Source organism: Robertmurraya sp. (assembly GCF_036676585.1).
Lineage (GTDB): Bacteria > Bacillota > Bacilli > Bacillales > Cytobacillaceae > Robertmurraya_A.
Genome location: NZ_JAKFCQ010000069.1, coordinates 19636 through 45773, shown reverse-complemented (window position 1 = coordinate 45773; position 26138 = coordinate 19636). Strand labels below are relative to the sequence as shown.

Below are 26138 nucleotides of genomic sequence, written 5' to 3'. Positions count from 1 at the left end.
TCTTACTATTGTTTAAAGCCAGCTCCTTCTAATGTAAGGAGCTTTTCCTTTATATCTATACGTGTTCCTGCATACCCAGTTAGCTTCTTATTTTTCCCTATAACTCTATGGCATGGAATGATAATAGGAAGACGATTTGCTTTATTCGCCTGTCCGATCGCACGAACCGCTTTACTATTTCCAATCTTTTCTGCTACATCCTGATAGCTGTATGTTGTCCCAAATGGAATCGAATGAAGGACCTTCCAAACAGACCGTTGAAACTCAGTACCTTCCATCTGAAGTGGCAAATCAAAGTCCTTTCTTCTCTTTGAAAAGTAGTCCTCCATTTGCTGCACAGCTTCTTTTACCAGTTCATTTTCAAATGAAAGGATCGGCTGCTGACCTCTTTCGTGCTTCTGAAATTCCTCATCTCCAATATGAACGGCCGATACTAGTCCATTTTCTACTACTATATAAATCGTCCCTAACTCCGATTCAACCGTTCCATACAATCTATTCATACATGACTCCACCTTTATTTTCCGACTGGTAAATACACATGAAAAACCGTCCCTTTACCAACTTCACTTTCAACTTTAATCGTACCCTCGTGCTCCTCTATAATCCGATAAGAAACCATAAGACCTAGGCCTGTTCCCCTCTCCTTTGTCGTATAGAACGGCTGACCGAGTTTTTTCAGTTTTTCCTCCGGTATGCCATAGCCTTCATCCTTTATGGAAATATGTATCCGATTATCTGTTGTTTGATTCATTGAAATCGTGATAAATCCACCGCTCGGCATAACTTCTATACCATTTTTAATCATATTAATAAAGACCTTTTTCAGCTGATTAGGTTCACAGATTAATGTTGGTAAATCATCATCATAATGAAGGAGGAACTGAACATTGTACAAAACAGCTTGTGCACTTAATAGATTGACCGTTTCAGACATGATCTGAGTAATACTATGCTCCACAAATTTAATCGCTTGTGGTTTTGCTAAAATTAAAAATTCATTTATAATCGCGTCAATACGATTCAGTTCTGTTGAAATCACATCAAAATACATCGAATGCTTTCCTTCACTAGAGTCTTCTAAAAGCTGAATAAACCCTTTCAATGCAGTCATCGGATTACGAATTTCATGTGCAACTCCAGCTGCCAACTGACCGATTACACTAAGGGTATCAGATTTATGAAGATTTGCCTCCATTTCAAGCTTTTCCGTAACATCCCTGAAGGTTGTTAAACTTAGGTTGCTTACTACATTTTGCTTCGTGGAATACTCATAATGCAAAGTCTTCCCACTTCTTGTCGTTAATGTTAACGTACCTGTTGCATGACCTTCAATCATGAGATTTTTCATAACTTCATTTAACTCGTCATCCGGGAAATGACAATTGATCAGCAAATCACGCATTGTTTTTCCGACAACTTCATATTTAGTTGCTTTCAAGTACTTTTCACCGGCAGGATTCACATCAATAATTCTTTGATTTTCATCCCATAATAACATTCCGTCAAGAGAGCCTTCAAAAATCTTTCGGAATTTTTGCTCACTCTCTCTTAGTTTTTTTTCCATTTGATACCGTTCAGTCACATTTCTAAAAATGGTCATATGATATCCATCAACGACAAAAAGCTTGGTAGAAAACTCAAGATATTTCATTTGACCATTGTACATATGAAATAGTAATTCGTCTCGAATAGAACCCCTTCTGTTTAAGTCCTGTATGATGGTATGATATTTTTCATCCTTTTCGTACACAAAAGCATCAATTGGATATTGCTTTAATATATCAAGGCTACATTCAAATAAGCGACAGGCTGCATCGTTTGCGTCAATGATACTCATATTTTCATTCCAAAATATAATCGCATCAAGAGATTCTATAAAAAATGATTTAAACAGATCTTCAATTGGTATCTCTATATTATTTTTTTTCATTTGATTGATTCGCACATTCTCCATACCTATACTTGAAAGGAACGTATTCACGGTATCTCTCCTTAAAAAGGACTTCTTAATTATGAATTCTACACTATTCCTAAAACTCCTCTATAGGAAAAAAGAACGCTTTCTAATGAAAGCGAACTTTTTCATTTTTTCTCAGTTCTATATCTTAAAATTAGAAACCATCGCATTTAACTGGTCTGCAAGTTCAGATAATGATTGGATATTGTCTGATATCCCTTCCATTGACTCGTTCGTTTGAAGTACTGAGGCGCTTGTTTCTTCAATTCCTGCTGCCGATTCTTGTGAAACAGACACAATTGATTCAATAGACTTATTCATATATATCGTTTGTGAGGAAATTTCATCCAAGCTCGTAGATATCTCTTTAACATGTGTGGACATCTCATTCACCGAATGATAAATTCGATTAAACGTCTCACCAGTAACATTAATTTGCTGTGTACCTCTCTCCACTTGATCATACCCGTCCTTTAAGGAGTTCACCACGTCATTTGATTCCACTTGAATGCCATTCACGATATTAGTAATATCTCCTACTGAAAGAGTTACTTGTTCTGCTAATTTACGAACCTCATCTGCAACAACTGCAAACCCTCTTCCATGTTCGCCTGCCCTCGCCGCCTCAATGGCTGCATTTAATGCAAGTAAATTGGTTTGCGATGCAATATCTTGTATTACTTTGACAAGCGAGTTAATCTTCTTTGTTCTCTCATTTAATCCTTGAACCTTTTCCACCGAAGAATTCATAATCTCATTAATCGTCTTCATCTGTGCCTGAGATTTCTGCATTAAATCATGACCTTGATTGGTCAAGCTTAGTACATGATTAGAGGAATCTTTTATCACTGTCCCACTATTGGTTGCCTGATCTACCTTTGTTAAGTAGACATCCATCATTTCTGCCAGCATTGAAGAAGAGTGTGCTTGCTCTTCGGCTCCTGCAGATAATTCCTCCATAGTAGAGGCCACCTGCTGGCTAGCTGCCTTTACTTCCAAAGAAGCAAGTGTTAATTCACCACTCCTGTCATTTACCGCCGAAGAAACAGCACTAATTTCTTGAATCATGGATCGTAGCTGGTTTTTCATCGTGTCTATCGCTTTACTTAAATCTGTAATTTCATCCTTGTCACTTGTCTGAACCAATTCAACATCTAGATTTCCATTTGAAATTTCATTTGCAACTTCCACTATTTGATTTAATCTACTTGAGATTGCTCTTGATACAAGAAGAATAGTAATAATACCTATTGCAGCAGATACGATAATAGAAATAACTAGCACCACCAACACAGTGGTTAAACTAGCTTTTGCAGTTGAAACTGAATTGGAGGATTCCTTTTTTAATTCTTCCGAAAGATCATTAAGTCTTACGACTGTCTCATAAACAATATTATCTACCTGCAACTTACCAAGACGGTACTTATACTCGTTCCCTGCTTGCAGTTCGGTAACAATTACATCGGTAAAAAGATCGGTGATTTTCTGATCATTTTTATCAATTTCTGAGAAGATTGTTTGGGTTTTTTCTGATTGTAAAGCTGGTTGAATTTCTTTTTTTAGTTGATCAAATTCCTTTGATATCTCGTTAAACTGATTAACATGTCTAGATTTTGTATCAACTATGTAAGTACCAATCATGCTGTTCTTTTGATGAAAAATAGCACTAGCTTCAGAGATCATGACTGCCTTTTCACCAGCTGCCTTTACATTCTCCATTTGTTTGTTTGCTAATGTTAAAAGGGTAAATGATATGGTTGTTGAGGCAGTAAACAAAATAAGCATTAACACAAGAGCTGCTCCGTATTTTTGCCCTAGTCTTAATGAATCCCACCTACTTTTAAGAGGAAATCTTGAAGGAAATTGAAAACTATATCTATTCCTATTATTACTTGATGTCCTTTTTCGCTTTAATAAACTTAAGAGTCGGTTTTTTACCCTAAACATGTTATACTCCCCCGTTTGTCCTGTTCTTGTTAGATAATCTAACAAGTCTATTTTACTATATATAGTTACTTTTACTCATTATAATAAAGAAACTTTGAATTTGAAATACAAATTGTAAAAATATTTCGAACCTAAAAGTAAAAGGAGCAAAGTAGTTAACTTTGCTCCTTCCTATTATAATAATGGATTTTCGTGCTTTGCCTTCAGACGTTGCCATCTCGCTTCTATTTCCTTACCAAAATCATCAAGCATTGGTTTGTTTTCTTCTTTCAGTAAGTGTTTGGTTTTACCCATGTAGGCTAACCAATCTGACAAAGGGATACGCTTTTTCTTATCTTCCGGATTGTACGTAATGGTCGTTTCCCCTTGTTCCACTTCATATAGAGGAAAGAAACATGAATTTACAGCTGCTTCCATAATAGTTTGACCAAATCTTTCCTCAGACTTCCAGTTTAATGGGCAAGTAATTAAGATCTTTCCATAAACTGTTCCCACGTTTTGGGCATACCACTGAGCTTTTGCCGCTTTTTTAATCAAGTCTTGTGGAAATGCTTCCGTACCAGTAAACACATACGGAATATTTGTAGAAGCCATTATTTGTGCTGTATCTTTATGATGGAATGCCTTTCCTTGCTGTGCTTTCCCTACATTGGTTGTGCTCGTCATATGACCCAATGGGGTAGAATAAGACATTTGTGACCCAGTATTCATATATCCTTCATTATCATACTCAAGCATAATCAGTTTATGATTTCTTAAGGCCGTTCCAATTGCAGAACCCATACCAATGTCCATCCCACCGTCACCAGTAATCATCACATACGTGACATCATCTGAAACCGGTACTTCTCCTCTTTCCTTTAACTCTAAAAATGCTTCAAGTGTTCCTGATAGAGTTGCAGGACCATTTTGGAATAAATTATGAATCATGGTTTGCTTATGAGATGAATGTGGATACGCAGTTGTGACAACATACGCACAGCCTGTCTGGAATAAAACCACCACATCCCCTTCTATTCCTTTAAAGAATAGCTCGAGTCCTGGGAAGATTCCACAACCAGGACATGCACCATGTCCTGATGCTAGTCTCTTTGGCTTTGTCGTCAAAGCTCGTAAAGGCGGAATTTTCACCTTGAGCTTTTTCGTTTCTTCATCTTGTTTCACTTCAATTAACCCCGTTTTGAATGCATCTCCATACTGAGGTTCTATAACTGGTTTCAGCACATTTTCAACTTCACCAGGCACATGACCATAGTAATCAAATGCTTTCTCAACATACCCTTTTTCCTTTGCATCAAGGGCAAGCTCAAAGAACTTCGCCGCATCATCCGCGTAAAAATCCTTTCCTCCAAGTCCGAAAACACGACTTAATACAAGTGTTTGATTTTCTTTATCTTCCTGCAAGGCAGATTTCACCTCATGAGTTAGGTTTGGTCCGTTTGCTCCATAGGAATCTGCTCGTTCACCTATTAAAAGTGCTTTTACATCTTTCAGTGCCTGACGAATCTGTTCAGAAGGGAATGGACGAATAATATTTGGGCTAATTACTCCAGCTTTTATTCCTTTAGCTCGGAGCTGGTCTACTACATCCTTTGCAGATTCTGCCGCAGAATTTAATAAGAATAAAGCAACTTCTGCATCCTCCATTCCGTACAAGTCAAGTACGGGATATTCCCTACCTGATATCTTTTTGTACTGCTCGGCTACCTCTTTAAAAACATCGCCAGCCGCATACATTGCTTCCGATTGCTGGAAATGGTTGTTTAATAGATCGTCACCATTCATATGTGCTCCGATAGTGACAGGTTTTTTAGGGTCTCGAGCAAAATGATAGTCGGTTGGACATTCGCCTACAAAATTCTGCACCACTTTGCGATCCTTAAAGTAGTTTACCTTACGCTTTTGATGAGAAGTAAAGAAGCCATCATAAGCGACTATAACCGGTAATCTGACCTTTGAGTGCTCAGCTATTTTTAGAGCCATTATGTTCATATCATATACTGCTTGAGGCGTTCTTGCCGTTAATATCACCCAGCCCGTATTTAACGCAAAATATAAATCTGAGTGATCTCCTCTTATATCTAACGGTCCACTAATAGATCTAGTAACTAGATTCATAACCATCGGAAATCTTGTGCCAGATTGAACCGGAAGTTGTTCAAGCATATACATTAATCCATTTGCACTTGTCGCATTAAACACACGTGCACCTGTTACAGCAGCTCCGTAACAAATACCAGCAGAACCGTGCTCTCCATCTGCTGCAATCAATTTTATATTATGCTCCCCACGAGCTTTCATCTGATCTAAATACTGTGCTACCTCTGTTGATGGGGTAATAGGAAAGTATCCCATTAAATGATAGTTGATTTGAGCAGCTGCCATAGCGGCCATTTCATTCCCAGATTCAAATGTAGCTAATTGTTCAGGCAAACCCATTGCTTGTAATTCTTTTTCTAAAGTTGCCATTATCTTACACCCCCTACAAATGGAAAGTATTGTTTTACTGAATGTTCGTTTGCATAACCAATCATTTCTCGAAGGTCATTTAAAGCTTCTGTCGGACATGCCTCTACACACTTCAAGCAGCCTTTACAATATTGATAGTCAATTCCTTTAAGGAACGTCTGCTTTCGGCCTCGTTTATCTTCGCCTTCTTCCCATACGAAGCAGTAGTCAGGACAAACTGTATCGCATGCAGCACAATTGATACATTTTTCTTGATGGAATTCTGGAACAAACCCTTGTCTAGAGCCACTTAAATCCTTCAAAATACTATTCGCTTGAGAAATCATTACTCCCCCAATAGCCTGTGTGTTATATCCTAGTTGCGGCACAGGTCTTGTAAAGGATCGTCCTTCGGCATCCTCTGGTACCTCGTAAGTTTTGAATTGTACTTCATTATATCCACGATCAAATGTACGAATATTCGGTTCAACTAAGTGTGGATATTTCTTTTCAAATGTTTTTCGAATAACATTCCTCATGGATTCAGGGTTTAAAAAACGACATATGCGGAATAAGGCTCCTAGCATAGCAGTATTCACTTTTGTTTTTTCTTCAACGGCAATGCCAAGTGCATCAACGATGGCCAATGTACCATAGTTTAGTTTCAAGTCTGTTTTCACGTCATCAAAATCTCTAGTCGAATTAACCAATACAATACCGTCACCAGTTAAACCGCTTACGACATCAACCATTTTATATAAAGCCTCGTGAAAAACCCCAATTACATGAGGTTGCTCTATTGGACTATGGTCTCTAATGGCGACTTCAGCATCGCAAAAGCGGATAAAGCTCTTGACTGGTGAGCCTTTCTTTTCTGATCCATAGGAAGAAAAGTTTGAACCATTCAACCCGTGCCCAAGTACACCAGATTCAGCTAACATTTTTCCGGCTAAGTTCGCACCTAATCCTCCGATAGATTCCAATCGTATTTCAAAAAAACCCAACTCATTTTTAACAGGTAAAATTGACATAAGCTCCTCCCAAAACGATACGTAATTGTTTAAATTTTAAGGCAATGAGCCATTTTACGCTGTGATAAATATCAAACAATTGCATCTTTTTTATGAAACAGCTACCTTTTTTTATGATTTTTCCTCTAAAACTAAGCGAAATCCGTTATATAACAGGTGAATTTATGTACTAAAACAGAAAAGGAAGAGGGTTGGCAAAAAGTGTCAGGTTTTATGACTAGAAAAAAAGGGTAAGAAATAGTAGACTTTCGGGAGGAGGATAAGATGAAAAAACGAGACTACTACTTTGATAATGCTAAATTTATTTTAATCTTTTTTGTTGTGTTTGGGCACTTAATCCAATCGTTCATTCAAGACCACCATACGGTCTATACTATATACAAAACGATATACACCTTTCATATGCCAGCTTTCATTCTCATCTCAGGCTACTTTGCTAAAGGATTTCAGAAGGAAGGCTATTTACGGAAAATTTCCTTTAAACTAATTATTCCTTATTTAATTTTCCAACTAATCTATTCGATTTTCTATTTCTTTTTAGATTCTAAAGAGACTTTTGTTGTGGACCCATTTGATCCCCATTGGTCACTTTGGTTTTTAATCAGTCTTTTCTTTTGGAATCTATTTTTATTTGCTTTTACGAAAGTAGATAGGAAAATTGCCCTTACATTTGCTGTTATTCTCAGTTTACTTGTTGGGTATGTAGATTGGATGACGAATTATTTAAGTCTCTCAAGGACATTTGTATTTTTCCCACTCTTTTTACTTGGGTTTTATTTAAAAAAGGAGCATTTTAAAGTTCTTACAAGTGCACCGTTCCGAGCAGCATCATTTGTTCTATTTGCTATCGTCTTCACTGGTTTTTATGTAGCACCTGATATGAACTATCAATGGTTATTTGGATCAAAACCTTACGAAGCATTAGGCGCAGAAATCTATACTGCACCTATGATGAGATTGGGGCTTCTTTTGCTTAGTACTTTACTGGTTCTTGCCTTTTTCTCACTCATTCCTAAGAGGCAATTATTCTTTACTCCCTTTGGGAAAAATACACTTTACGTCTATTTGCTTCACGGATTTATTGTTCAGCCATTTCGCCATAGCGAAGTACAAGATTATTTTTATAATATGGAAACCTTCTTTCTGCTTCTATTAATTTCATTTGTTATTACGGTGTTGCTATCTAGTAAGCTTTTTACGACCTTTGCACAGCCTTTAATAGAACTAAAGATGTCACGCATGAAGCAATTCCTTACAAAATTTCAGCAATATATAGAAAAAAGGAAGCTCAGTCATTAAGACTTCAGCTTCCTTTTTTTCTATGCATATGTATGTTATGTTTTCCCTTCTCTCTATTTGGAGAAAATATGATAAAATATACTGATTGTATAAAGAAACACAAAGGAGCAAAAGATGAAAGTTATTGCAGCAACACTTAACGCAAAATTTATTCATACAAATATAGCTATTCGTTATCTTAAAGCTTATGCTGAACCTGAATTTGAAGTCGAGCTTTCTGAATATACGATCAAGGATCCCACTATGAATATTGTGACAGACCTTGTCCAAAGAAAGCCGGATGTAATTGGATTTAGCTGTTATATATGGAATATTGAAGAAACAATAAAAGTCATTAGTATGATTAAAAAAATTAATCCTTCGATTCAAATTGTTGTAGGTGGTCCCGAAGTAACTTATGATGTGATGGAATGGATGGGAAAAGTACCTCAATTTGATTTTATCGTCATTGGTGAAGGTGAGGAAACATTTAAAAATCTCCTTCAGCAGCTAGACTCTGAGAAAGATTTTCATCAAGTGGCTGGAATTTCCTACCGCAGCGAAACAGGAGAAATCAAACTAAATCCACAGCGTCATAAGCTCGATTTACGTGAACTTCCTTCTCCATACCGTTTTAAAGAGGATATCGAACACCTAGGAAAACGAGTGTCGTATATAGAAACTAGCCGTGGATGTCCTTTCAGTTGTCAATTTTGCCTTTCTTCTATTGAAGTAGGTGTACGATATTTTGATCGGGAAAAAATTAAAGAAGATATCCGTTATTTAATGAAAAATGGTGCAAAAACTATTAAGTTTGTTGACCGTACCTTTAACATTAGCCGTAGTTATGCTCTAGAAATGTTCCGTTTTCTTATAGACGAACATTTACCTGGCACAGTCTTTCAATTCGAAATTACTGCTGATATCATGCGACCTGAGGTTATCGAATTTCTTAACCAAGAAGCACCTCCAGGGTTATTCCGCTTTGAAATTGGTGTTCAATCTACAAATGATTATACAAATGAGCTTGTGATGAGAAAACAAAACTTTGAGAAGCTTACTCGTACCGTAACGATGGTTAAAGAAGGCAAGAAAATTGATCAGCATCTTGACTTAATTGCGGGGCTCCCTGAAGAAGATTATGATACGTTCAAAAAGACCTTTAATGATGTATTTGAGATGAGACCTGAGGAATTACAACTAGGTTTCTTAAAAATGCTAAGAGGTACTGGTTTGCGTTTACGAGCCGCAGACCATCAATACATTTATATGGACCAGTCACCTTATGAAATACTAGGTAATAATGTTTTATCCTTTGATGATATTATTAAAATCAAACAAGTTGAAGACGTGCTTGAGAAGTATTGGAATGATCATCGTATGGACCATACGATCGAATATTTAGTTACGAACTCCTTCTCTTCTCCCTTTGAATTTTTCCAACAATTTGGGTCTTATTGGGAAGATAGAGGATGGTCTAGAATTGGCCACCAGCTTGAAGATTTATTTAAGCGTTTGTTTGACTTTATCAAATTCATAAATCTTCCTGACCAAGATATCATCTTAAGCTTAATGAAAATAGACTATTTGGAGAATGCAAAATTTAAACCACGAAAATCCTGGTGGGAAGATCGCCTGGAGAAGGATGAGAGATCGGCACTATATCACCTGTTTCTTGAGGAGCCTCACCTATTAGGAGAAGACTTCGCTGCTTTAGAGATTAAAGAAAAGGAGCTTTACAAGCATTCCATTGTAGAAGAACTTTCTTTTGACTATCAAGAATATATGCAAACAGGAGTATTTTTACGAGGAAAAACTAGTCTGTTAGCATATTTTGAACCAACTAAGCAACAATCACTATTATTCGGAACAAAAAAATGATAAGAAAAACTAAGGAGGGCTTTTAAGCACCTCCTTAGTTTTTCTTATTTTGCTTTTTCTTTTTGCCTTGCTTTTTTTCACTATTCATTAGTGGGACTTCATAATGTTTTGCTGCATTGATATCACCAAACTCACTTCCAAATTCAACATTTGGTGTTTGTTTTTTATTTTTCATTATGATCTACCTTTTCTTCCTTGTTTAGAATTTCGATTAAATCCCTTCATCGTGTTCTCATCAGAAGTGAATTCTGCTGAGAATTCAGATTCATTTACATTTTTCTTAGGTGTTTTGCTATATTTTACAGCTGCATCTCGCTCTGCTTTTCTTTTAGCCATTTTTCATTCCTCCTTAATGGAATTACATATATTTTTCACTCTTCTTTCATATTTCAATCTTCCTTTTTTTGTCTTCATTTTCTACTAATAAAAAACCTCTGGAAACAAAATATAAAAGAAAAAGGGATGAATGCTATGAGCAAAAAAAGAAAAAAGATGGAAGAAAATTATTCAATTGACGGGACATTACCACATCAAATAAACTCTCCTGACTTCAAGGGAACAGGCATAACCATTCAACCACCATTTATTAACTCTCAAGGGGTTGTTATCGGAGATAGCCAATATGCTTCCCCTAATTCGCCATTAGAACAATGGAGTGAGGATACAGATCCTGCCATTATGTCCGGAGACGAATGGGTACATCCAACAAACGATATTGGTTGGAATACAAGTGAAAATAGAGACCTTGTGGAAAGTAAGAAAAAACCGAAGGGATACCCTTTTATGCACCCTACAAAAGATGTTAGCCATGGGAAAGATTAATACCATATCTCCCTAAAATACGAAAACTTACCACTTATGTAATTAAGGCATTACTTGCATACTACACTTACAGAGATGATTTCTCTGTAATTACTAAAAAAAGGAGCTGAGATTATGGCAAGAAATAGTAACAAGCTTTTAGTTCCAGGCGTGGAGCAATTTTTAGATCAAGTTAAATACGAAATCGCTCAAGAATTCGGCGTTACGTTAAGTGGAGATACAGTATCAAGAGGTAACGGGTCAGTTGGTGGAGAAATTACAAAGCGACTTGTAAAACAAGCACAGGCACAAATGTCAGGTCGTAATTTTTAAAAAAACTTCATATAAATGGCAAAAAGCCTCCGCATTATTTGCGGGGCTTTTCTTCTTTATTACCATTATTTGTTTTTTCTTGTTTCTTAACTGAATTCATATTTTTTTCATTTTTTTTTATTTCATTTTTTTGTTGTCCGGGATTGTTTTGATTAGAATTACCATTTCCAGAGTTTTGTTGTTGATTCAGCTCATCTTTTTGAGCATTTGGATTGGCGTTTCCATTCCCATTATTATTAGCTGCAGGTATATTTGTTGTATTGTTATTTGGTTCAGTCACGCTTGGAGCAGGTGTTTCTACGGATGTCTCCTCTTGCTTCAAGTTATCTTCTTTCTTTTCCTTTACTTTCTCTTTTGCTTGCTGAGATTTGTATTTACCGACAGAAACTCCTTGTTCTTTTGCCTCTTTTCTTTCTTCAGCAGTCGCTTGAACATCGGCAATTTCCACTTCAGTTTCTTTCTTTAATGAATCAATCACTTGATGTAGTTTTTCATCTGTTTTGTTTATTTGAGTACCAGCAAAGACCGTCCCAACGACAATTTCCTGCGTTTCAGAATTTACTTCCTCGTTTTCAATACTAGATAAGATTTCAGATGATACTTTATCAACTTGCTCATTTTTCCAATCAATGTCAGCAATAACTTCTTTACCGCTCTCGTTATAAGCAATCACGTCTATCACTTCAAGATCTTTATTTACAGCAAGTTCAATGCTTGATTCTCCATCTATCGACATATAAGCATAAACTTCGTTATCCCCTCTAGATGGAATGAAAGTAAATATAAGAAGAAGAGAAGCTGCGACAAGTATGCCTGCTGTTTTTTTATGAAAAACCTTGCTCCATCCATTAATAAAACTTTCTTTCTCAACCGGAACAAAGGAGATTTCTTGTCCTATTTGATAATTCCTATTTTGTTTAGGCGCCTTTAAAAATTCACCTTCGGGGGTTAATAATGTTAAAAAACGATCATTAACTTCCATTATGATTCCTTGTTTCACGTTTCCAACACCCCTTTGACATAATCCTGTAAATATAAATAATCGTTCATTAAGATAATAGATATAGCAATAATATATTTTCGATTCCGCTCGATCGTCTTCCTGCTAACACTTACAGAATCCTCAATTTGTTTGATTGGGAGTCTCTTTTTCTCTACTAAAATTTGCTTGATCTCTTCATTAGAAACAATTTCCTTGGCAACTAGCATGGCGTTTTTTCTTGCATCCGCATGCTTTGGAGAGTTCTCTACTAAATCTTTAAAAGACAGATCAAATTCCGTTAGAAGCTTTGAGAAATGCATGATTTCTTGCCTTCTTAACTCTTCGTCCGTTTTCTTGTAGTACTCCTCTAGGGACATATTTGCTTCTAGACTAGTCTGAGCAACCTCTTCATCAGTTTCCTCAAATCCATTAACATCCATTGAAAGATTTTGATGCTTGATTTGCTGACGTATATAATCTATTACTCGCCTTTTTATAATAACCTCTGCAAAACTAAGCAGGGAGCTGCCTTTATCTGAACTATACTTTTGTATCGCTTCATTAAATGCAATTAATCCGATGCTAAACTCATCGTCTGTTTCACTAATATATCTTTTACAAACGGAAGATACTGACTTTGCAATAAAGGGTTTATATTGATGAATGAGTTCATTTTGAAGACCTTGATCTCCATTTTGAATGGCAAAAACAGTCTCTTCTAATGTGCGTTTTTTCTTTTTTGGTAAAAATAATAAACCTAACAACAGCTTCACCTCACTTATCACCATATATCATACGATACTTTGTTGGGATTTTTAAGGGTAAGCTTTTGGAAAAAAGAGAGCCATTTTAAAAATGGCCTCTTTTTATGAAGATATGTTAGTTCTTGCCGTTTCCTTTTTGTTCACTTGCTTTTGAATTCTGCTGAGTATTCGGCTTATTTACTTGTTCTTTTTCAGCCTTTTTCTCCTGTTTTACCACTTGCTTCTCAGCTTTCTTTTGAGCTTGATCAACTTTAACTTGGTTTGTTACCTTTGCAGCTGGAGCAGGAGTCGTTACTGCCTCAGTATTTTCTTCGATAACCTCTTCCTCAGTAGTTGTTTCATCTACAACTGTTAAATCTGTTTCTTCAGTTGTTGTTTCATCTTCAGTTTCAACTGTAGTCACATCTTCACTTTCTTCTTCAGAAGCTTTTTCTTCAAGTTTAGCCATTTTTTCAGCTAGCTTAACATAGCTTTTTTTGATGTTCTTCTCAAGAGCAGCTTTTGCTACAGGATTTTTTACTTTTTCCATATTAGCCTTTAATGAAATGATATTTTGAGCAATTTGCTTTTCTACTTCTTCCGTTTCTTCAACTACTTCTTCATCATTCTCAATAATTTCAATTGTTGCATCTACATCTTCTTCTGTTGCTTCTGTAGAATCAACCTCTTCTTCTGTTGTTTCCTCAGTTTCATCTGTATTTTCACTTACTGTCTCTTCAGCAACGGATAAATTTTCTAAAGCTTCTTCCATTACAGCTAAAGCCTCTTCCTCTTGTCCTGCTGAGAATAATGCTTCTGCTTCTGCTAATCTTTCTGTTGCGAATTCAGCTAGTAACTTTGCTTCCTTTACATCATCAAAAGTTAAGATTAATTGGATTTTTTCTAATGCCGTTTTTGCAAAATAGAAGAAATCTCCTGGTAATAGCTCTGGCTCTTCTACTTCGTTTGTATTTTCATCAACGAGTGCGTCATCTAAAGAAATAACTTCTTCGTTTGTTACTGTTTCTTCAACTACTTGCGACTCAATGTTCTCATTTTCTTCTGCTAATGCAGTTGTTGCTGTTAATGAAAGTGAACCTGCTAAAACAAAAGCAAAGGCACTTTTAGTAATTTTGTTAAGATCGAAAATAGTATGTTTGTTCATTTCATTCACCTCAGTTGTATTGTAAGAAGCGGCCGCTATCTTCTAGTCACTAAATACCTACGAGCAACATGTGAATGCTATGGGGGTGTAAAGGTAGAAAAAACAAAAAAAGTTCTAACAAAAAGTTAGAACTTCACTTTTGGTACTTTTGCTCTTAATATTAAGTATCTGATTACGAAACCAATAAGCAATCCAGGCACCAAAAAAATCATAGGAAGAAAGATTGGTCCAAATACGACACCAAAAAGCTTCACTTTTTTTGATAACATCAACCCGACCGTAACAAAATAAGCTCCGAAGGCAAAAGGAAGATAAGAGTATTCCTCCGTTTCTGGCATTGCAGCTCGGTATGCATCCCACATAGCGAACATATAAAGACAAGGGTAAAACATCAGCCATTGATAATCAAGTACTGCAAATGCTTTATCTATCTCCCATAAAAAACTTAACATAATGGCCTCATTAAAATTACTCATTACATTAACAACAAACTCAAGTAGTACAAATAGTACCCCTTTCACGTAGCTTCCACTAAGAAGCTGACTAAATCCAGGCAGCGCAATACTCCACAATACAGCTTCTAACTTCCCTTGTTTTTTCATCCTAATCACCAGCTAATTTTCATTACTTATAGGTTGTACGAAATAAAGAAGAATTATCACTTGAACATGCAAGACTTTTCCTACATTTTTCGACATTAGGCATTATTTCCATTAGTTTTCGAAATTCCTCTATCAAAAAGGCTATATACAACTGGGATAACAAACAATGTTAAGAACGTCGAACTGATTAATCCACCAATCACCGTAATCCCCATAGGCTGATTAATTTCTGTACCATCTCCTATACCAAGCGCAAGCGGAATAAGTCCCAAAATCGTTGTCAAAGCGGTCATTAGAATGGGACGAAACCGTTCTTTTACAGATATTACAATTGCCTCAGCGGTTTCCATTCCTTGATTCTTCTTTTGATTGATATAGTCTATTATTACAATTGCATTGTTAACGACAATCCCTGCTAGAACAATCACTCCAATGATAACGGTCAAGCTAATTGGCGTGTTTGTAATGGTCAGAGCGAGGGCAACTCCTATAACCATTAACGGAACCGTAAACATAATAACAAGTGGATATTTCAAGGACTCAAATTGCGCCGCCATAACGAGATACACAAACGTAATAGCCAGGACAAATGCTAATAACAACTGATTTAACGCACTATCAAGCAATTCACGATCCCCACTAAAAACAACTTCTGTTTCATCTGCTAGTTTCAGGTTTTCAATCTCTCGATCCACTTTTCTTGAAATAAAACCGAGATTCGTCGTGTCTTTATACTTTACAGTAAATTGAACAGCAGCCTGTTGGTTAATTCTTTCTATTTTGACAGGTCCATATCCACGGCTAATATTGGTAACATCACCTAACTCAATATAGTTTCCAGCAGGGTTTTTTATTAGCAGTTCTTTTATGCTTTCCATACTTTCGCTTACGCTTTTATCATATTCAACAATTACTCGATAGATCTGTGAGTTGTCATCTACTATTTGGGTGGCAACACTTCCACGAGTTACGTTATTTACAATCATCGCAACTGCAGCTGGTGTCAAGCCTTGCTTTAATGCTTCCTTTCGATTCACCGTGATCTGAATTTCTTCTAGTTGTTCCATTAAGTCTGTTGTAACCTCATTTACTTCACTCAGTTTGTTCAACCTTGCATAGATTTTACCAACCGATTCTTCTAGCCTCTCCTTTTTCGTGTCCAGAATACTGAAGGTAAGGGTATTGGGATTCGACCCAGTAGTTGACTGCATATTAAATGATAGTTTAGCTGTTTTATTCGTGGATTTTGCTGCCGCTTCAATTGATTCCTTTACGTCATCCGCAAATTGAAAGATGGATTGTGTACGTTCATTAAGCGGTTTCATTTTTACGTACATCTCTGCTTCATTCGCGTTTCTTGCTCCTCTGAAGGAGCCCTCCTGTGTTGTTCCAATTAGGCTAACAAATGTCTCAACATCCGATTCCTTTTTAAGCTCCTTTTCAATGGAAGTTAGTACTTTTTCTGTTTCTGACAATGCCATTCCATTTCCTAACTTGACACGAATGGTAAAAAATCCTTCGTCCGTTTTCGGTAAAAACTGCATACCTACAGTTGTTAAACTAAACACTCCTCCAACTAATAACAAAGTCGAAATGATTAAAACAAATATTCGATTATTTAAACACCATCTCACTCCCCTTTCAAGCCTTAGAACAACATAGGAACTTTGTCTTTCCTTCTCAGCATTATGTATAGATGCCTTTAATAACCTACTTGCTAGCATAGGAACTACAGTTAACGATACTAACAACGACGCTATTAAGCTAAACGAAATGGTCACAGCAAATTCTTTAAAAAGCTCTCCAATAATTCCTGTAATAAAAACAACTGGTAAAAAGACAGCAACTGTTGTAAGAGTAGAAGCTGTGATGGCCCCACCTACTTCTTGTGAGCCAACACGAGCCGCTTCCTTTGCATTCTTGCCCAACGCCAAGTGACGATTAATATTTTCAATGACCACGATGGAGTTGTCCACCAACATTCCAATCCCTAATGCTAGTCCTCCAAGAGTCATAATATTAAGCGTATAATCCGAAAAATACATTAATACAAAGGTGAAAATAACTGAATACGGAATAGAAACACCGATAATCAGTGGACTTTTTACATTTTTTAAAAAGAAAAAAAGAACTACCATTGCAAATAGGCCACCAAGGAGTAAGGAAGTTGTTATATTTCCTATGGCTTGTTTTATGTATTCCCCTTGATCAAATATAATATCTGACTGAATATCTTGATATTTTTCCTTATTCAACAGTTTCTTTAATTCTTGAACAAATGCTCTAGATACTTCTGCCGTATTCGCATCAGATTGCTGAAGAACACTAAGAAGCACAGAAGGATTTTCATTTGTGCGGGTAATGGTACGATCATCCTGATTTTCTAGTTTTACATCACTTACATCACGTAACTGTATCTCATCACCCGTTAAAGGATTCATTGACACCGTTAAATTTTGTAATGTGTCTATAGAATCAAGGGTGGATATAATTCTTGTCGTTAATTGCTTACCTTCAGTTAAAATCGGGTTACCCGGCATCGAAATATTATTAGCCTGAATCAAATCGACTATATCGCTTTGACTTAATGAGTACGCCTTTAATTTTTCCTGATCAAGTTCAACCTTTACTTCCTTTGCAGAGGTTCCAGATAAATTAACGCTCGCAACTCCATCCACTTTTGTTAACTCCAGTTCTAATTCCTGGGCTAACTGTCTCAACATCTCCTCATTCTCATCCGCACTTAACGATAGTTGAATTACAGGAAACTGAGAAGGGTCAAATTTTAAGAACCTAGGCTTTTCTGCATCGTCTGGGAGAGTTGTTAAATCAATGCGTTGAATTATTTCATCCTGTATTTCATCAATATGTGTCGTCCAAGAAAATTGAAGAAGGATAAAATTTGCGCCTTCCTGTGAGGTTGAGGTGAGAGTTTTTATACCAGGCAGAGTGGCTAAGTTACTCTCCAGTGGTTTTGTTATTTTTTCTACAATCTCCTCAGGACTTGCACCTGGATAATTCGTTACTACCACACCTACAGGAGGTTTTATCTCCGGTATTAGCTTTAATGGGATATTCACTAACGAAACGATTCCTAGAATCAGCACTAAGAACATCGTGACAATTGTAAAGACTGGTCTTTTTATAGCATATTCGCTAATCTTCATTCCATCGCTAACTCCTCTCAAACCCTACAGATTCAGCCGACTAAAGGCTTTTATGCCCATATTATAAAGAAGCAAAATATCGTATGCAAATAAGCGCTGGATTCAAACTCTCCTACAAAAAAGCTTCCCCATTATTGGAGAAGCTTGCATAAAAAGTATTCTTATAGTTGTAGATTTATATATTGATCCCCTGCTTTTGGTTTTCCAATAAAATACCCTTGAGCTAGATTCATCCCGAGGTCTCTACACAACTCTAGTTCTTCCATTCTTTCAATTCCTTCTGCCAGAACTTCAATATTTAGATCTTGTGCAACTTGTTGAACTTCCCTTAAAAACTTTTGTTTTTGCCTATCCTGATCGCAGTGGTCAATATAGCTTCGGTCAATTTTTACATAATCGGGATGTAGCAGTTCTAGCATGTCTATTGTAGAAAAGCCTGAGCCTACATCATCAAGGGCCACCTTCATCCCCTGTTTTTTGTAAGTGATAAACACCTTTTGCAAATGTTCAACATCTTCGATTTTCTCTGTCTCTACAACCTCAAACACTAAATCTGATGGATCAATTCCATATTTATTAACTAGATGAAAGGTATGTTGTAGACAAAATTCCGGATTATAAATGGTCGATGGTAAAAAATTAATAAAGCTTTTGATCCCTTTTTTTATATACTTTCTACGAGTCTGTATGGCCACCTCTCTTGCCCTTTGGTCGAGCATCGATAGTAGCCCTGTTTTTTCTGCCACCTGAAATAGCTGTCCTGGTGGCATTTGGTTCATGCCATTGGTACGTAAAAGAGATTCAAATGCAAATAATTGGTTGTTCTGTAAATCGATGATTGGTTGTATATGTCCAATTAACTCCCCAGTTTGAATTACTTGAACAATATCCCGATTTTTTACTCTCTCTAATAAAACAGGTAAAGACGTCAATAATATTGGTTTTACCCTTTCACTCGATAAAGCTGCTTTTACTTCCGGACGATTTTTCAGATCTATAGTCAGTGTTTTTAAATAGTCTTCTAATTCTTGAAACGAAGAGTATTCATACTCAGTAAAAGTACTCTCATTATTCATTCCCTCGATAAATAAGTACCCTGAGGTATCAATTTTGTAACTAACTCCGCATTCGGTACATTTTTTCATAGAAGCTCCTCCAGGTCTTAAGAATCAATACTATTATACCAAAAGTAGAGTTTTTTCCTATAAAAAAGAAGCCCTCAAAAGACGAGGACTTCTAGGTACTTATTGGTAATCATCCATAGGATTATAAAGTGTAATGTCTGGATTTTTTTCTTGGAACCAGCGAAGAGCAAAATCGTTTTCGAAAAGAAATACTTTCTTATCGTAGCGATCCTTTACTAATAGGCTTCGACTGCTAGAAAGATTTTCATTAATTTCTTCATTTTCAACCCAACGGACAATTTTTGAACCTAATCTTTCCATTAATACTTCTGCGTTGTACTCGTTTCTCATCCGATGCTCAAACACCTCAAATTGGAGTTGACCAACGGCCCCTAACAAATAATCATCTGTTCGAACCGTACGGAAGAGCTGAATGGCACCTTCCTGAACGAGTTGCTGAATTCCTTTATGAAAAGACTTCTGCTTCATTACGTTTTTAGCAGAAACCCGAACAAAGAGTTCAGGAGTAAATTGAGGAAGCTTTTCGTATTGAAAGTTGTTTTTTCCAACTGTCAATGTATCTCCAATTTGATACGTACCTGGATCGTACAAACCAATAATATCTCCACTAACCGCTTCATCAACCGTGTTTCTGTCATCAGCCATAAACTGTGTTGATTGAGAAAGCTTCATTGGCTTTCCTAAGCGTGGAATATTGACTGTCATCCCTCTTTCAAATTTCCCTGAACATACACGTAAAAAGGCAATTCTGTCCCTGTGAGCAGGATTCATATTTGCTTGAATCTTAAAAATAAAGCCTGAGAAATCCTCTGATAATGGATCAATTTTCCCTTCTGTAGATTCCCGAGCTTGAGGTGCAGGAGCAAATTGAAGATAGGTTTCTAGAAAAGTCTGAACACCAAAGTTCGCTAAGGCGCTACCAAAGAATACAGGTGTTAGTTCCCCATTTGCTATTCTTTCACGAGAAAATTCATTTCCCGCTTCATTTAATAGCATAATTTCCTCCAACGTTTGGTCATATAAGGAGTATTGCTTTAGTCTATGATCTCCTTCTATTTCTCCATCTTCATTTAATGTAATAAATCGTTCTTCCTCTTCCACACGGAATTGTTCAATTCGCTTGTAGAAACGGTCATATATACCGAGAAATTCTTTCCCCATTCCGATCGGCCAGTTCATCGGATATGATTCTATCCCCATAACCTCTTCTAGCTCAGCTAAAAGTTCTAATGGAGATTTCCCCTGACGATCAAGCTTATTGATAAAGGTAAAAATCGGAATACCTCTCATTCGACACACTTTAAATAACTTTAAGGTCTGCTCCTCAATCCCTTTTGCTGAATCGATAATCATGACCGCACTATCAACAGCTGTAAGAGTACGATACGTATCTTCACTGAAGTCTTGGTGACCTGGTGTATCAAGAATATTCACTCTACAGTCATTATAATCAAATTGCATTACACTCGACGTAACGGAAATACCACGTTGTTTTTCAATTTCCATCCAATCGCTCGTTGCAAACTTACCCGTTTTCTTTCCTTTTACAGTTCCCGCATCACGAATCGCTCCACCAAATAACAATAACTTTTCTGTTAATGTTGTTTTCCCAGCATCCGGGTGGGAAATGATCGCAAATGTGCGACGCGATTGTACATCATCTTTAAAATTTTTTGCCATTATGAAATTCCTTTCTTTCCTTACACAAATTCATCCATAACTTCAATCTTATCGTGACTGTATGAAGTTTGCAATGTGTTCTTTACAAAAGCAATAACAAACCTATCATTATGTTCATTTATTCAAGAAAGTTCTTCCTTTTCAAGAAAATAATTTCTGCTATAATGAGATAGAAATGAAACTAAATAGGTAAGAATTGTAGGGGGACCGGTGAAGACCGGTTGAGAGTGCATCCAATAGATGCTGACCCTTTGAACCTGATCTGGATGATACCAGCGTAGGGAACATATTCTTTAGACAATAAATTTGTTTAAACATATGCGCCCGGTTCAAAAACTGGGCGTTTTTTTGTCGTCTAGAGGTTCAGGTCATGTCCCTACTTTTACCATTGGAGGAGAAGGTAATGAAAAAGTGGATAGCTGCATTTGCAGCTTCTGTATTACTCGCAGGATGTTCAGGAACAAATGAACAACAAACAGAACAGGAGGAATCAAGCGCTGACTTAAAAAAAGTGACTGTCGTTCTTGATTGGACTCCAAATACAAATCACACAGGGCTATATGTTGCAAAAGAAAAAGGCTTTTTTGAAGAGGAAGGTCTTGATGTGACCATTCAGATGCCTGGAGAGGCTGGTGCTGACCAACTTGTTGCTTCTGAGAAAGCAGACTTTGGTGTAGGTTATCAAGAGGGCATTACACAGGCTAGAGTCCAAGGGGTACCGCTTGTTTCTATAGCTGCGGTCATTCAACACAACACATCTGGTTTCGCATCACCGGCATCTAAAAATATTCAATCTCCTAAGGATTTTGAAGGAAAAACATATGGTGGTTGGGGTTCACCTGTTGAAGAATCCGTCATCGACTCACTTATGAAGCAGGAACAAGCAGATGTAGAAAAGGTGAATATTGTAAACATAGGCGATGCGGACTTCTTTACCGCTGTTGAACGTGATATTGACTTTGCATGGATATACTACGGTTGGACAGGCGTGGAAGCGGAATTACGAGGAGAAGACATAAATATGGTCTATCTAACCGATTACTCCGAAAAGCTAGACTATTATACACCTGTGTTAACAACTAGTGAAAACATGATTAACAACGATCCAGAAACAGTAAAAGCTTTTGTTAAAGCGGCTTCAAAAGGCTATGAATTTGCTATCGACAATCCTTCCGATGCGGCGGACGTCCTAATCAAAGCTGCTCCTGAGCTTGACGCAGAGCTTGTTAAGAAAAGTCAGGAATGGCTTGCTACCAAATATCAAGACGATGCAGACCAATGGGGTGAGCAACGTTTAGAAGTATGGGAAAACTATGCTTCTTGGATGCTTGAAAATGGGTTGCTAGAATCAGAGTTAGATGCAGAAAAAGCCTTTACAAATGAATTTTTACCACAATAGGAGTTGGTCATATGGCAAACGCGCTTGTTAGTATACAAATTATCCCTAAGACAAAAAACGGTGAAAATGTGATTCCTTACGTAGATGAAGCAATAGCCATTATTGATGCGTCAGGAGTAAAGTATGAGGTTCATCCCTTGGAAACAACTATGGAGGGTGATCTTCAGGAACTTTTTGCAGTGATTTCGAAAATGAATGAAAAGATGATTGAAATGGGAAGCAGCAATGTTATTTCGCAGGTGAAGATTCTTTATCAACCATCTGGAATAAAAATGGATACACTTACGGAGAAATATCGTTCATGATAAAAAAACTACAAAAAGGGTGGAGACCAATTTTTGTTCTCCTCCTTTTATTCATTGGATGGGAATTCACCGCAAGAATGACTCAAGTTCCATCTTGGCTGCTCCCAACTCCATCACAAATTTTTAACGAACTCATAAATGGTTGGAGCAGTGTCTCTGTACATCTTATATCCACCATTCAGCTTATTTTACTAGGTTTTGTTTCTGGGGTTACCGTAGGTCTGTTAACTGCCTTTATTTTACATAATATCCCTTTTTTAAAAGAATCTTTATATCCGCTTCTCATTTTATCGCAAAATATACCCATTATCGTACTTGCTCCACTTCTTGTTATATGGTTCGGCTTCGGCCTATTACCAAAATTAATTGTAATCACTCTGGTTTGTTTCTTTCCAATAACGATTTCAGCCATGGATGGATTTCGCCAGGTTGCTCCAGAGCTCTTCCATTATATGCAAATGGCAGGAGCAACAAAACGACAGTTATTTTGGAAACTCGAGTTTCCGTTTGCCCTTCCCTCGATCTTTTCAGGGCTGAAAATTTCAGCGACATACAGTGTCATGGGAGCGGTTATATCTGAATGGTTAGGATCAGAAAATGGTATTGGAGTCTATATGACACTCTCTTCCTCATCGTTTCGAACAGATCGCGTGTTTGTTGCCATATTTCTCATTATGGCATTAAGTTTGTTATTTTTTATCATGATTAATTGGTTGGAGAGATTTATTATTCGTTGGAAAGCTGAGGGGAAAAATCGTGGAGCATCTTGAATTACAAAATGTATCTTTTTCTTATCGAGATAAACAAATTTTACATGATCTCAACCTCTTTATTAAGAACGGGGAGTTCGTAACGATTCTTGGTCCCTCCGGAAGTGGGAAAAGTACGATTTTCCAGTTAATCGGTGGCCTGGAGGCTCCACATGCAGGGTCCATTATACTCGAAGGAAATGACATTACAGGTAACAGAGGACATATTAGTTATATGCCCCAAACCCCTTCCTTACTACCTTGGAGAACAATCATTCAAAATGTCGTTCTTGGCCAAGAGCTGAAAGCTAAAAAGGATTACGAAACGGCTATGGAGATGCTGCGGAAAGCGGGGCTACTGGAGTATAGAAATGCTTTTCCTCACGAACTTTCAGGAGGTATGAAACAAAGGGTTGCATTTTTACGGGCACTGTTAAGTCCCCAGCCCATCATATGTTTAGATGAGCCATTTTCAGCTTTAGACGAGTTAACTCGTCAGGAAATGCAGTTATGGCTACTTTCGATTTGGGATCAGTATAAAAAAACAATTATTTTTGTTACCCATAATATAGAGGAGGCACTCTTTCTTTCCGACCGAATACTCGTATTATCCAATAAACCTGCAAGAATCAAACAAGAGGTTGTTGTTCCCTTCTCGCGACCAAGAAACGAGGAAATGATGTTCTCCGGAGAATTTCTTCGTTACAAAAAATTGATTCATGATTTTTTAAAAGAAAAGGTTGATCAAAAATGAGGAAAATAATAGACTGCCACTTACATCTAGATAAGTACCTAGATGAAGAGATTCATACGATGATGGAGACACTTGACGAAGTTGAAATGCTCATAAGCGTTTCCTATGACTTAGAATCCTGTAAAAGAAATGCTTATCTTTCAAGGATATACCCTCATGTCAAAACAGCGTTTGGATTTCACCCTGAGCAAGCAATAGGCTCAGACGAAGAAATGGCAGACCTTTTTCAATGGGTGTACACACATTTCGATGAGATGATAGCGGTTGGAGAGGTTGGCCTCCCCTTTTACTTACGCTCTTCCACTTCCTGGAACTTCTCTCTGGAACCATATCTAGAACTTCTTGAAGAGTGGGTAAAGATGGCTAGCAAGAAAAACTTGCCTATCTCGCTTCATGCAATTTATGATGACGTGCCAACCGTTTGCTCTCTGTTAGAAAGGCATAGTATTAAAAATGCTCATTTCCACTGGTTTAAAGGAGCAGACACAGATATGGATCGAATCATTCAAAACGGACACTTCATATCGCTTACTCCTGACCTTTTTTACGAAGAAGAAATTCAACATATCGCTAAGCGTTTTCCCCTTTCACAGATGATGGTGGAAACAGACGGTCCTTGGCCCTTTGAAGGACCGTTTAGCGAAAGAATGACACACCCCAACATGATTCATCAAACAATAAGACAACTTTCTGAATTGAAAGCTATCTCAGTAGAAAAGACATATGAAACACTGTATGTAAATACAAAACACTTCTTTCGTTTATAAAGGAATGAAGGTGAGAAACCCCACCTTCATTCTTTTTTATTACCACTTAAAGCAAGCAGCACCAACGATGATTAATAGGATGAAAAGTACAACGATTAGCGCGAAGCCACCACCGTACCCAACTCCGCCAACTGCTGGGTAACCACAACCGCTGTGAGGATATCCGTATCCGTACATTTAAATTCCTCCCTTTTAATGTTTTAGTTAATTATTAATAACCGAAACCATAGCCCCAAGAAGCACCAATGATAATTAAAAGGATAAATAAAACTACTAGCAGAGCGAAACCTCCGCCGTATCCACCAAATGTTTCTGACATTTAAATTACCTCCTTAGTTGTAAGTCAATATATCCTATGTAAGAAACCCAAAATGTGCGAATAGTCAAACGCCCTTTTTTAGGTAAAAAGCGGAGGCGGCTTGTACAGGGGCGACAGGCATAAGACGCACTCCGCAGGAAATCCTGATTTCTGGAGGAGGGCGGCTTATGACCCGAGCCCCTAGCCGCTGGAGCTGGATTTCAAACTAGGTCAAGCTTTAATCCAAAACAAGAGCCTCCCCAAATGGGGAGGCTCTTGTTTCTACATGATCGGTCTCATTTCATAATTATTAATAATAGATTCTTTCATTTCAGCAAAATTATATTCGTATTGAATCTGATTTGGCAAGGGAAGTTCAATCCAACGATACAGACCAAATTGAGTGATTTGTTCTTTGTAAATTGGTCGACAATTTTCTAATACACTTACATTAAAGGATTCAAAACCATCCAATTGAACTACTTCTTTAAGTAATTCCCTTTTGATTTCGAGACTTGTTACTTCTTTCTCCTTTTTAGAAGGAAGATGAATAACAATTTTTTCATCCTTTATTTGCTCCAAAATCATTAATTTTGATCTAGAAAGCTTCTTTAGCATTCTATTAATTTTCCAAAGAGAGACACCATCAATCGTTTTAAAAATTAATGCCATATTTTTTTTCATCTTTTCCATTTCCTTTATT

At 37.1% G+C, this 26138-nt stretch carries 26 protein-coding genes and 1 riboswitch; of the genes, 9 read left to right on the top strand and 17 right to left on the bottom strand.

The window, feature by feature from the left end; all coding sequences use genetic code 11:
* Nucleotides 1-5: 5 nt before the first annotated feature.
* The 5 genes from ACGLXV_RS09225 to ACGLXV_RS09205 all read right to left on the bottom strand — a co-directional run bounded on the left by ACGLXV_RS09225 (nucleotide 6) and on the right by ACGLXV_RS09205 (nucleotide 7386).
* On the bottom strand, nucleotides 6-503 hold the full coding sequence (locus ACGLXV_RS09225) for a methylated-DNA--[protein]-cysteine S-methyltransferase (protein WP_391558365.1): 498 nt from the start codon (nucleotides 501-503) through the stop codon (nucleotides 6-8).
* A gap of 14 nt (nucleotides 504-517) precedes the next feature.
* Entirely contained in the window at nucleotides 518-1984 is a 1467-nt protein-coding gene (locus ACGLXV_RS09220) for a PAS domain-containing sensor histidine kinase (RefSeq protein ID WP_391558364.1), read from the bottom strand.
* A 117-nt stretch (nucleotides 1985-2101) separates the two neighbouring features.
* Entirely contained in the window at nucleotides 2102-3745 is a 1644-nt protein-coding gene (locus tag ACGLXV_RS09215; protein ID WP_391558406.1) for a methyl-accepting chemotaxis protein, read from the bottom strand.
* A gap of 336 nt (nucleotides 3746-4081) precedes the next feature.
* The gene (locus ACGLXV_RS09210) at nucleotides 4082-6376 is read right to left on the bottom strand and encodes a thiamine pyrophosphate-dependent enzyme (RefSeq protein ID WP_391558363.1); all 2295 of its coding nucleotides are present in this window, start codon (nucleotides 6374-6376) and stop codon (nucleotides 4082-4084) included.
* A complete protein-coding gene (locus tag ACGLXV_RS09205) occupies nucleotides 6376-7386 on the bottom strand; it encodes a 2-oxoacid:acceptor oxidoreductase family protein (protein ID WP_391558362.1) in 1011 nt (336 codons plus the stop codon). Before ACGLXV_RS09205 ends, ACGLXV_RS09210 begins: the two co-directional genes overlap by 1 nt.
* 264 nt (nucleotides 7387-7650) lie before the next feature.
* Here ACGLXV_RS09205 and ACGLXV_RS09200 point away from each other — a divergent pair, with 264 nt between their 5' ends.
* Both ACGLXV_RS09200 and ACGLXV_RS09195 read left to right on the top strand, forming a co-directional pair.
* The gene (locus ACGLXV_RS09200) at nucleotides 7651-8685 is read left to right on the top strand and encodes an acyltransferase family protein (protein ID WP_391558361.1); all 1035 of its coding nucleotides are present in this window, start codon (nucleotides 7651-7653) and stop codon (nucleotides 8683-8685) included.
* Nucleotides 8686-8799: 114 nt separating this feature from the next.
* Nucleotides 8800-10545, top strand: coding sequence for a B12-binding domain-containing radical SAM protein (locus ACGLXV_RS09195; RefSeq protein ID WP_391558360.1), 1746 nt, complete (start codon nucleotides 8800-8802; stop codon nucleotides 10543-10545).
* A 34-nt stretch (nucleotides 10546-10579) separates the two neighbouring features.
* Here the strand turns inward: ACGLXV_RS09195 and ACGLXV_RS09190 are convergent, their stop codons facing one another.
* Nucleotides 10580-10720 carry a hypothetical protein gene (locus tag ACGLXV_RS09190; protein ID WP_162927709.1) on the bottom strand — a complete coding sequence of 47 codons (141 nt, stop codon included), beginning with the start codon at nucleotides 10718-10720 and terminating at the stop codon, nucleotides 10580-10582.
* Nucleotides 10720-10881, bottom strand: a complete 162-nt coding sequence (locus tag ACGLXV_RS09185; protein WP_162927708.1) for a hypothetical protein — start codon at nucleotides 10879-10881, stop codon at nucleotides 10720-10722. Before ACGLXV_RS09185 ends, ACGLXV_RS09190 begins: the two co-directional genes overlap by 1 nt.
* Before the next feature lie 135 nt (nucleotides 10882-11016).
* On the opposite strand from ACGLXV_RS09185, the gene ACGLXV_RS09180 reads away from it, so the two are divergent.
* Both ACGLXV_RS09180 and ACGLXV_RS09175 read left to right on the top strand, forming a co-directional pair.
* Nucleotides 11017-11367 carry a DUF3905 domain-containing protein gene (locus tag ACGLXV_RS09180; RefSeq protein WP_391558359.1) on the top strand — a complete coding sequence of 117 codons (351 nt, stop codon included), beginning with the start codon at nucleotides 11017-11019 and terminating at the stop codon, nucleotides 11365-11367.
* A 114-nt stretch (nucleotides 11368-11481) separates the two neighbouring features.
* Nucleotides 11482-11679 carry an alpha/beta-type small acid-soluble spore protein gene (locus ACGLXV_RS09175; protein ID WP_119707319.1) on the top strand — a complete coding sequence of 66 codons (198 nt, stop codon included), beginning with the start codon at nucleotides 11482-11484 and terminating at the stop codon, nucleotides 11677-11679.
* A gap of 34 nt (nucleotides 11680-11713) precedes the next feature.
* Here the strand turns inward: ACGLXV_RS09175 and ACGLXV_RS09170 are convergent, their stop codons facing one another.
* From ACGLXV_RS09170 to ACGLXV_RS09140, 7 genes are all read right to left on the bottom strand, one after another.
* Nucleotides 11714-12679, bottom strand: a complete 966-nt coding sequence (locus ACGLXV_RS09170; protein ID WP_391558358.1) for an anti-sigma factor domain-containing protein — start codon at nucleotides 12677-12679, stop codon at nucleotides 11714-11716.
* Nucleotides 12676-13425 (bottom strand): RNA polymerase sigma factor SigI, encoded by a 750-nt coding sequence (gene sigI, locus ACGLXV_RS09165; protein WP_391558405.1) that lies wholly within the window; start codon nucleotides 13423-13425, stop codon nucleotides 12676-12678. The genes ACGLXV_RS09170 and sigI overlap by 4 nt, the downstream gene beginning before the upstream one ends.
* A 115-nt stretch (nucleotides 13426-13540) precedes the next feature.
* Nucleotides 13541-14569 carry a DUF5667 domain-containing protein gene (locus tag ACGLXV_RS09160; protein WP_391558357.1) on the bottom strand — a complete coding sequence of 343 codons (1029 nt, stop codon included), beginning with the start codon at nucleotides 14567-14569 and terminating at the stop codon, nucleotides 13541-13543.
* Between the two features lie 125 nt (nucleotides 14570-14694).
* Nucleotides 14695-15171, bottom strand: a complete 477-nt coding sequence (locus ACGLXV_RS09155) for a hypothetical protein (RefSeq protein ID WP_391558356.1) — start codon at nucleotides 15169-15171, stop codon at nucleotides 14695-14697.
* A gap of 95 nt (nucleotides 15172-15266) precedes the next feature.
* A complete protein-coding gene (locus ACGLXV_RS09150) occupies nucleotides 15267-18338 on the bottom strand; it encodes an efflux RND transporter permease subunit (RefSeq protein WP_391558355.1) in 3072 nt (1023 codons plus the stop codon).
* Between the two features lie 161 nt (nucleotides 18339-18499).
* Nucleotides 18500-19483, bottom strand: coding sequence for an EAL domain-containing protein (locus tag ACGLXV_RS09145; RefSeq protein WP_391558354.1), 984 nt, complete (start codon nucleotides 19481-19483; stop codon nucleotides 18500-18502).
* 99 nt (nucleotides 19484-19582) lie between these two features.
* The gene (locus ACGLXV_RS09140) at nucleotides 19583-21163 is read right to left on the bottom strand and encodes a peptide chain release factor 3 (RefSeq protein WP_391558353.1); all 1581 of its coding nucleotides are present in this window, start codon (nucleotides 21161-21163) and stop codon (nucleotides 19583-19585) included.
* 190 nt (nucleotides 21164-21353) lie between these two features.
* Nucleotides 21354-21464: riboswitch (TPP riboswitch) on the top strand.
* Between the two features lie 102 nt (nucleotides 21465-21566).
* Between ACGLXV_RS09140 and ACGLXV_RS09135 the strand changes: the two genes are divergently transcribed.
* Genes ACGLXV_RS09135 through ACGLXV_RS09115 form a run of 5 tightly spaced genes read left to right on the top strand, consistent with a single transcriptional unit; the run spans nucleotide 21567 to nucleotide 25137 of the window.
* Entirely contained in the window at nucleotides 21567-22562 is a 996-nt protein-coding gene (locus tag ACGLXV_RS09135) for an ABC transporter substrate-binding protein (protein WP_391558352.1), read from the top strand.
* A gap of 11 nt (nucleotides 22563-22573) precedes the next feature.
* Nucleotides 22574-22867 (top strand): thiamine-binding protein, encoded by a 294-nt coding sequence (locus tag ACGLXV_RS09130; protein WP_119707310.1) that lies wholly within the window; start codon nucleotides 22574-22576, stop codon nucleotides 22865-22867.
* Nucleotides 22864-23637 carry an ABC transporter permease gene (locus tag ACGLXV_RS09125; RefSeq protein ID WP_391558351.1) on the top strand — a complete coding sequence of 258 codons (774 nt, stop codon included), beginning with the start codon at nucleotides 22864-22866 and terminating at the stop codon, nucleotides 23635-23637. The genes ACGLXV_RS09130 and ACGLXV_RS09125 overlap by 4 nt, the downstream gene beginning before the upstream one ends.
* Nucleotides 23624-24370 (top strand): ABC transporter ATP-binding protein, encoded by a 747-nt coding sequence (locus ACGLXV_RS09120; RefSeq protein WP_391558350.1) that lies wholly within the window; start codon nucleotides 23624-23626, stop codon nucleotides 24368-24370. Before ACGLXV_RS09125 ends, ACGLXV_RS09120 begins: the two co-directional genes overlap by 14 nt.
* Nucleotides 24367-25137: a TatD family hydrolase gene (locus tag ACGLXV_RS09115; protein ID WP_391558349.1), complete on the top strand. Its 771-nt coding sequence runs from the start codon at nucleotides 24367-24369 to the stop codon at nucleotides 25135-25137. Before ACGLXV_RS09120 ends, ACGLXV_RS09115 begins: the two co-directional genes overlap by 4 nt.
* A 39-nt stretch (nucleotides 25138-25176) precedes the next feature.
* Here the strand turns inward: ACGLXV_RS09115 and ACGLXV_RS09110 are convergent, their stop codons facing one another.
* From ACGLXV_RS09110 to ACGLXV_RS09100, 3 genes are all read right to left on the bottom strand, one after another.
* Nucleotides 25177-25314, bottom strand: coding sequence for a YjcZ family sporulation protein (locus ACGLXV_RS09110; protein ID WP_391558348.1), 138 nt, complete (start codon nucleotides 25312-25314; stop codon nucleotides 25177-25179).
* 34 nt (nucleotides 25315-25348) lie between these two features.
* A complete protein-coding gene (locus tag ACGLXV_RS09105; protein WP_119707305.1) occupies nucleotides 25349-25456 on the bottom strand; it encodes a YjcZ family sporulation protein in 108 nt (35 codons plus the stop codon).
* Between the two features lie 261 nt (nucleotides 25457-25717).
* Complete coding sequence (locus tag ACGLXV_RS09100) at nucleotides 25718-26128, bottom strand: hypothetical protein (protein WP_119707304.1); 411 nt, start codon at nucleotides 26126-26128, stop codon at nucleotides 25718-25720.
* Nucleotides 26129-26138 lie beyond the last annotated feature (10 nt).

Coding starts and splice junctions, on each gene's coding strand:
- ACGLXV_RS09190 (WP_162927709.1), bottom strand. CDS start 10,720: ATGAAAAATAAAAAACAAACACCAAATGTTGAATTTGGAAGTGAGTTT.
- ACGLXV_RS09200 (WP_391558361.1), top strand. CDS start 7,651: ATGAAAAAACGAGACTACTACTTTGATAATGCTAAATTTATTTTAATC.
- ACGLXV_RS09160 (WP_391558357.1), bottom strand. CDS start 14,569: ATGAACAAACATACTATTTTCGATCTTAACAAAATTACTAAAAGTGCC.
- ACGLXV_RS09180 (WP_391558359.1), top strand. CDS start 11,017: ATGAGCAAAAAAAGAAAAAAGATGGAAGAAAATTATTCAATTGACGGG.
- ACGLXV_RS09175 (WP_119707319.1), top strand. CDS start 11,482: ATGGCAAGAAATAGTAACAAGCTTTTAGTTCCAGGCGTGGAGCAATTT.
- ACGLXV_RS09145 (WP_391558354.1), bottom strand. CDS start 19,483: ATGAAAAAATGTACCGAATGCGGAGTTAGTTACAAAATTGATACCTCA.
- ACGLXV_RS09130 (WP_119707310.1), top strand. CDS start 22,574: ATGGCAAACGCGCTTGTTAGTATACAAATTATCCCTAAGACAAAAAAC.
- ACGLXV_RS09140 (WP_391558353.1), bottom strand. CDS start 21,163: ATGGCAAAAAATTTTAAAGATGATGTACAATCGCGTCGCACATTTGCG.
- ACGLXV_RS09195 (WP_391558360.1), top strand. CDS start 8,800: ATGAAAGTTATTGCAGCAACACTTAACGCAAAATTTATTCATACAAAT.
- ACGLXV_RS09150 (WP_391558355.1), bottom strand. CDS start 18,338: ATGAAGATTAGCGAATATGCTATAAAAAGACCAGTCTTTACAATTGTC.
- ACGLXV_RS09155 (WP_391558356.1), bottom strand. CDS start 15,171: ATGAAAAAACAAGGGAAGTTAGAAGCTGTATTGTGGAGTATTGCGCTG.
- ACGLXV_RS09185 (WP_162927708.1), bottom strand. CDS start 10,881: ATGGCTAAAAGAAAAGCAGAGCGAGATGCAGCTGTAAAATATAGCAAA.
- ACGLXV_RS09110 (WP_391558348.1), bottom strand. CDS start 25,314: ATGTACGGATACGGATATCCTCACAGCGGTTGTGGTTACCCAGCAGTT.
- ACGLXV_RS09125 (WP_391558351.1), top strand. CDS start 22,864: ATGATAAAAAAACTACAAAAAGGGTGGAGACCAATTTTTGTTCTCCTC.
- ACGLXV_RS09225 (WP_391558365.1), bottom strand. CDS start 503: ATGAATAGATTGTATGGAACGGTTGAATCGGAGTTAGGGACGATTTAT.
- ACGLXV_RS09100 (WP_119707304.1), bottom strand. CDS start 26,128: ATGGAAAAGATGAAAAAAAATATGGCATTAATTTTTAAAACGATTGAT.
- ACGLXV_RS09105 (WP_119707305.1), bottom strand. CDS start 25,456: ATGTCAGAAACATTTGGTGGATACGGCGGAGGTTTCGCTCTGCTAGTA.
- ACGLXV_RS09210 (WP_391558363.1), bottom strand. CDS start 6,376: ATGGCAACTTTAGAAAAAGAATTACAAGCAATGGGTTTGCCTGAACAA.
- ACGLXV_RS09215 (WP_391558406.1), bottom strand. CDS start 3,745: ATGCTTATTTTGTTTACTGCCTCAACAACCATATCATTTACCCTTTTA.
- ACGLXV_RS09115 (WP_391558349.1), top strand. CDS start 24,367: ATGAGGAAAATAATAGACTGCCACTTACATCTAGATAAGTACCTAGAT.
- ACGLXV_RS09205 (WP_391558362.1), bottom strand. CDS start 7,386: ATGTCAATTTTACCTGTTAAAAATGAGTTGGGTTTTTTTGAAATACGA.
- ACGLXV_RS09135 (WP_391558352.1), top strand. CDS start 21,567: ATGAAAAAGTGGATAGCTGCATTTGCAGCTTCTGTATTACTCGCAGGA.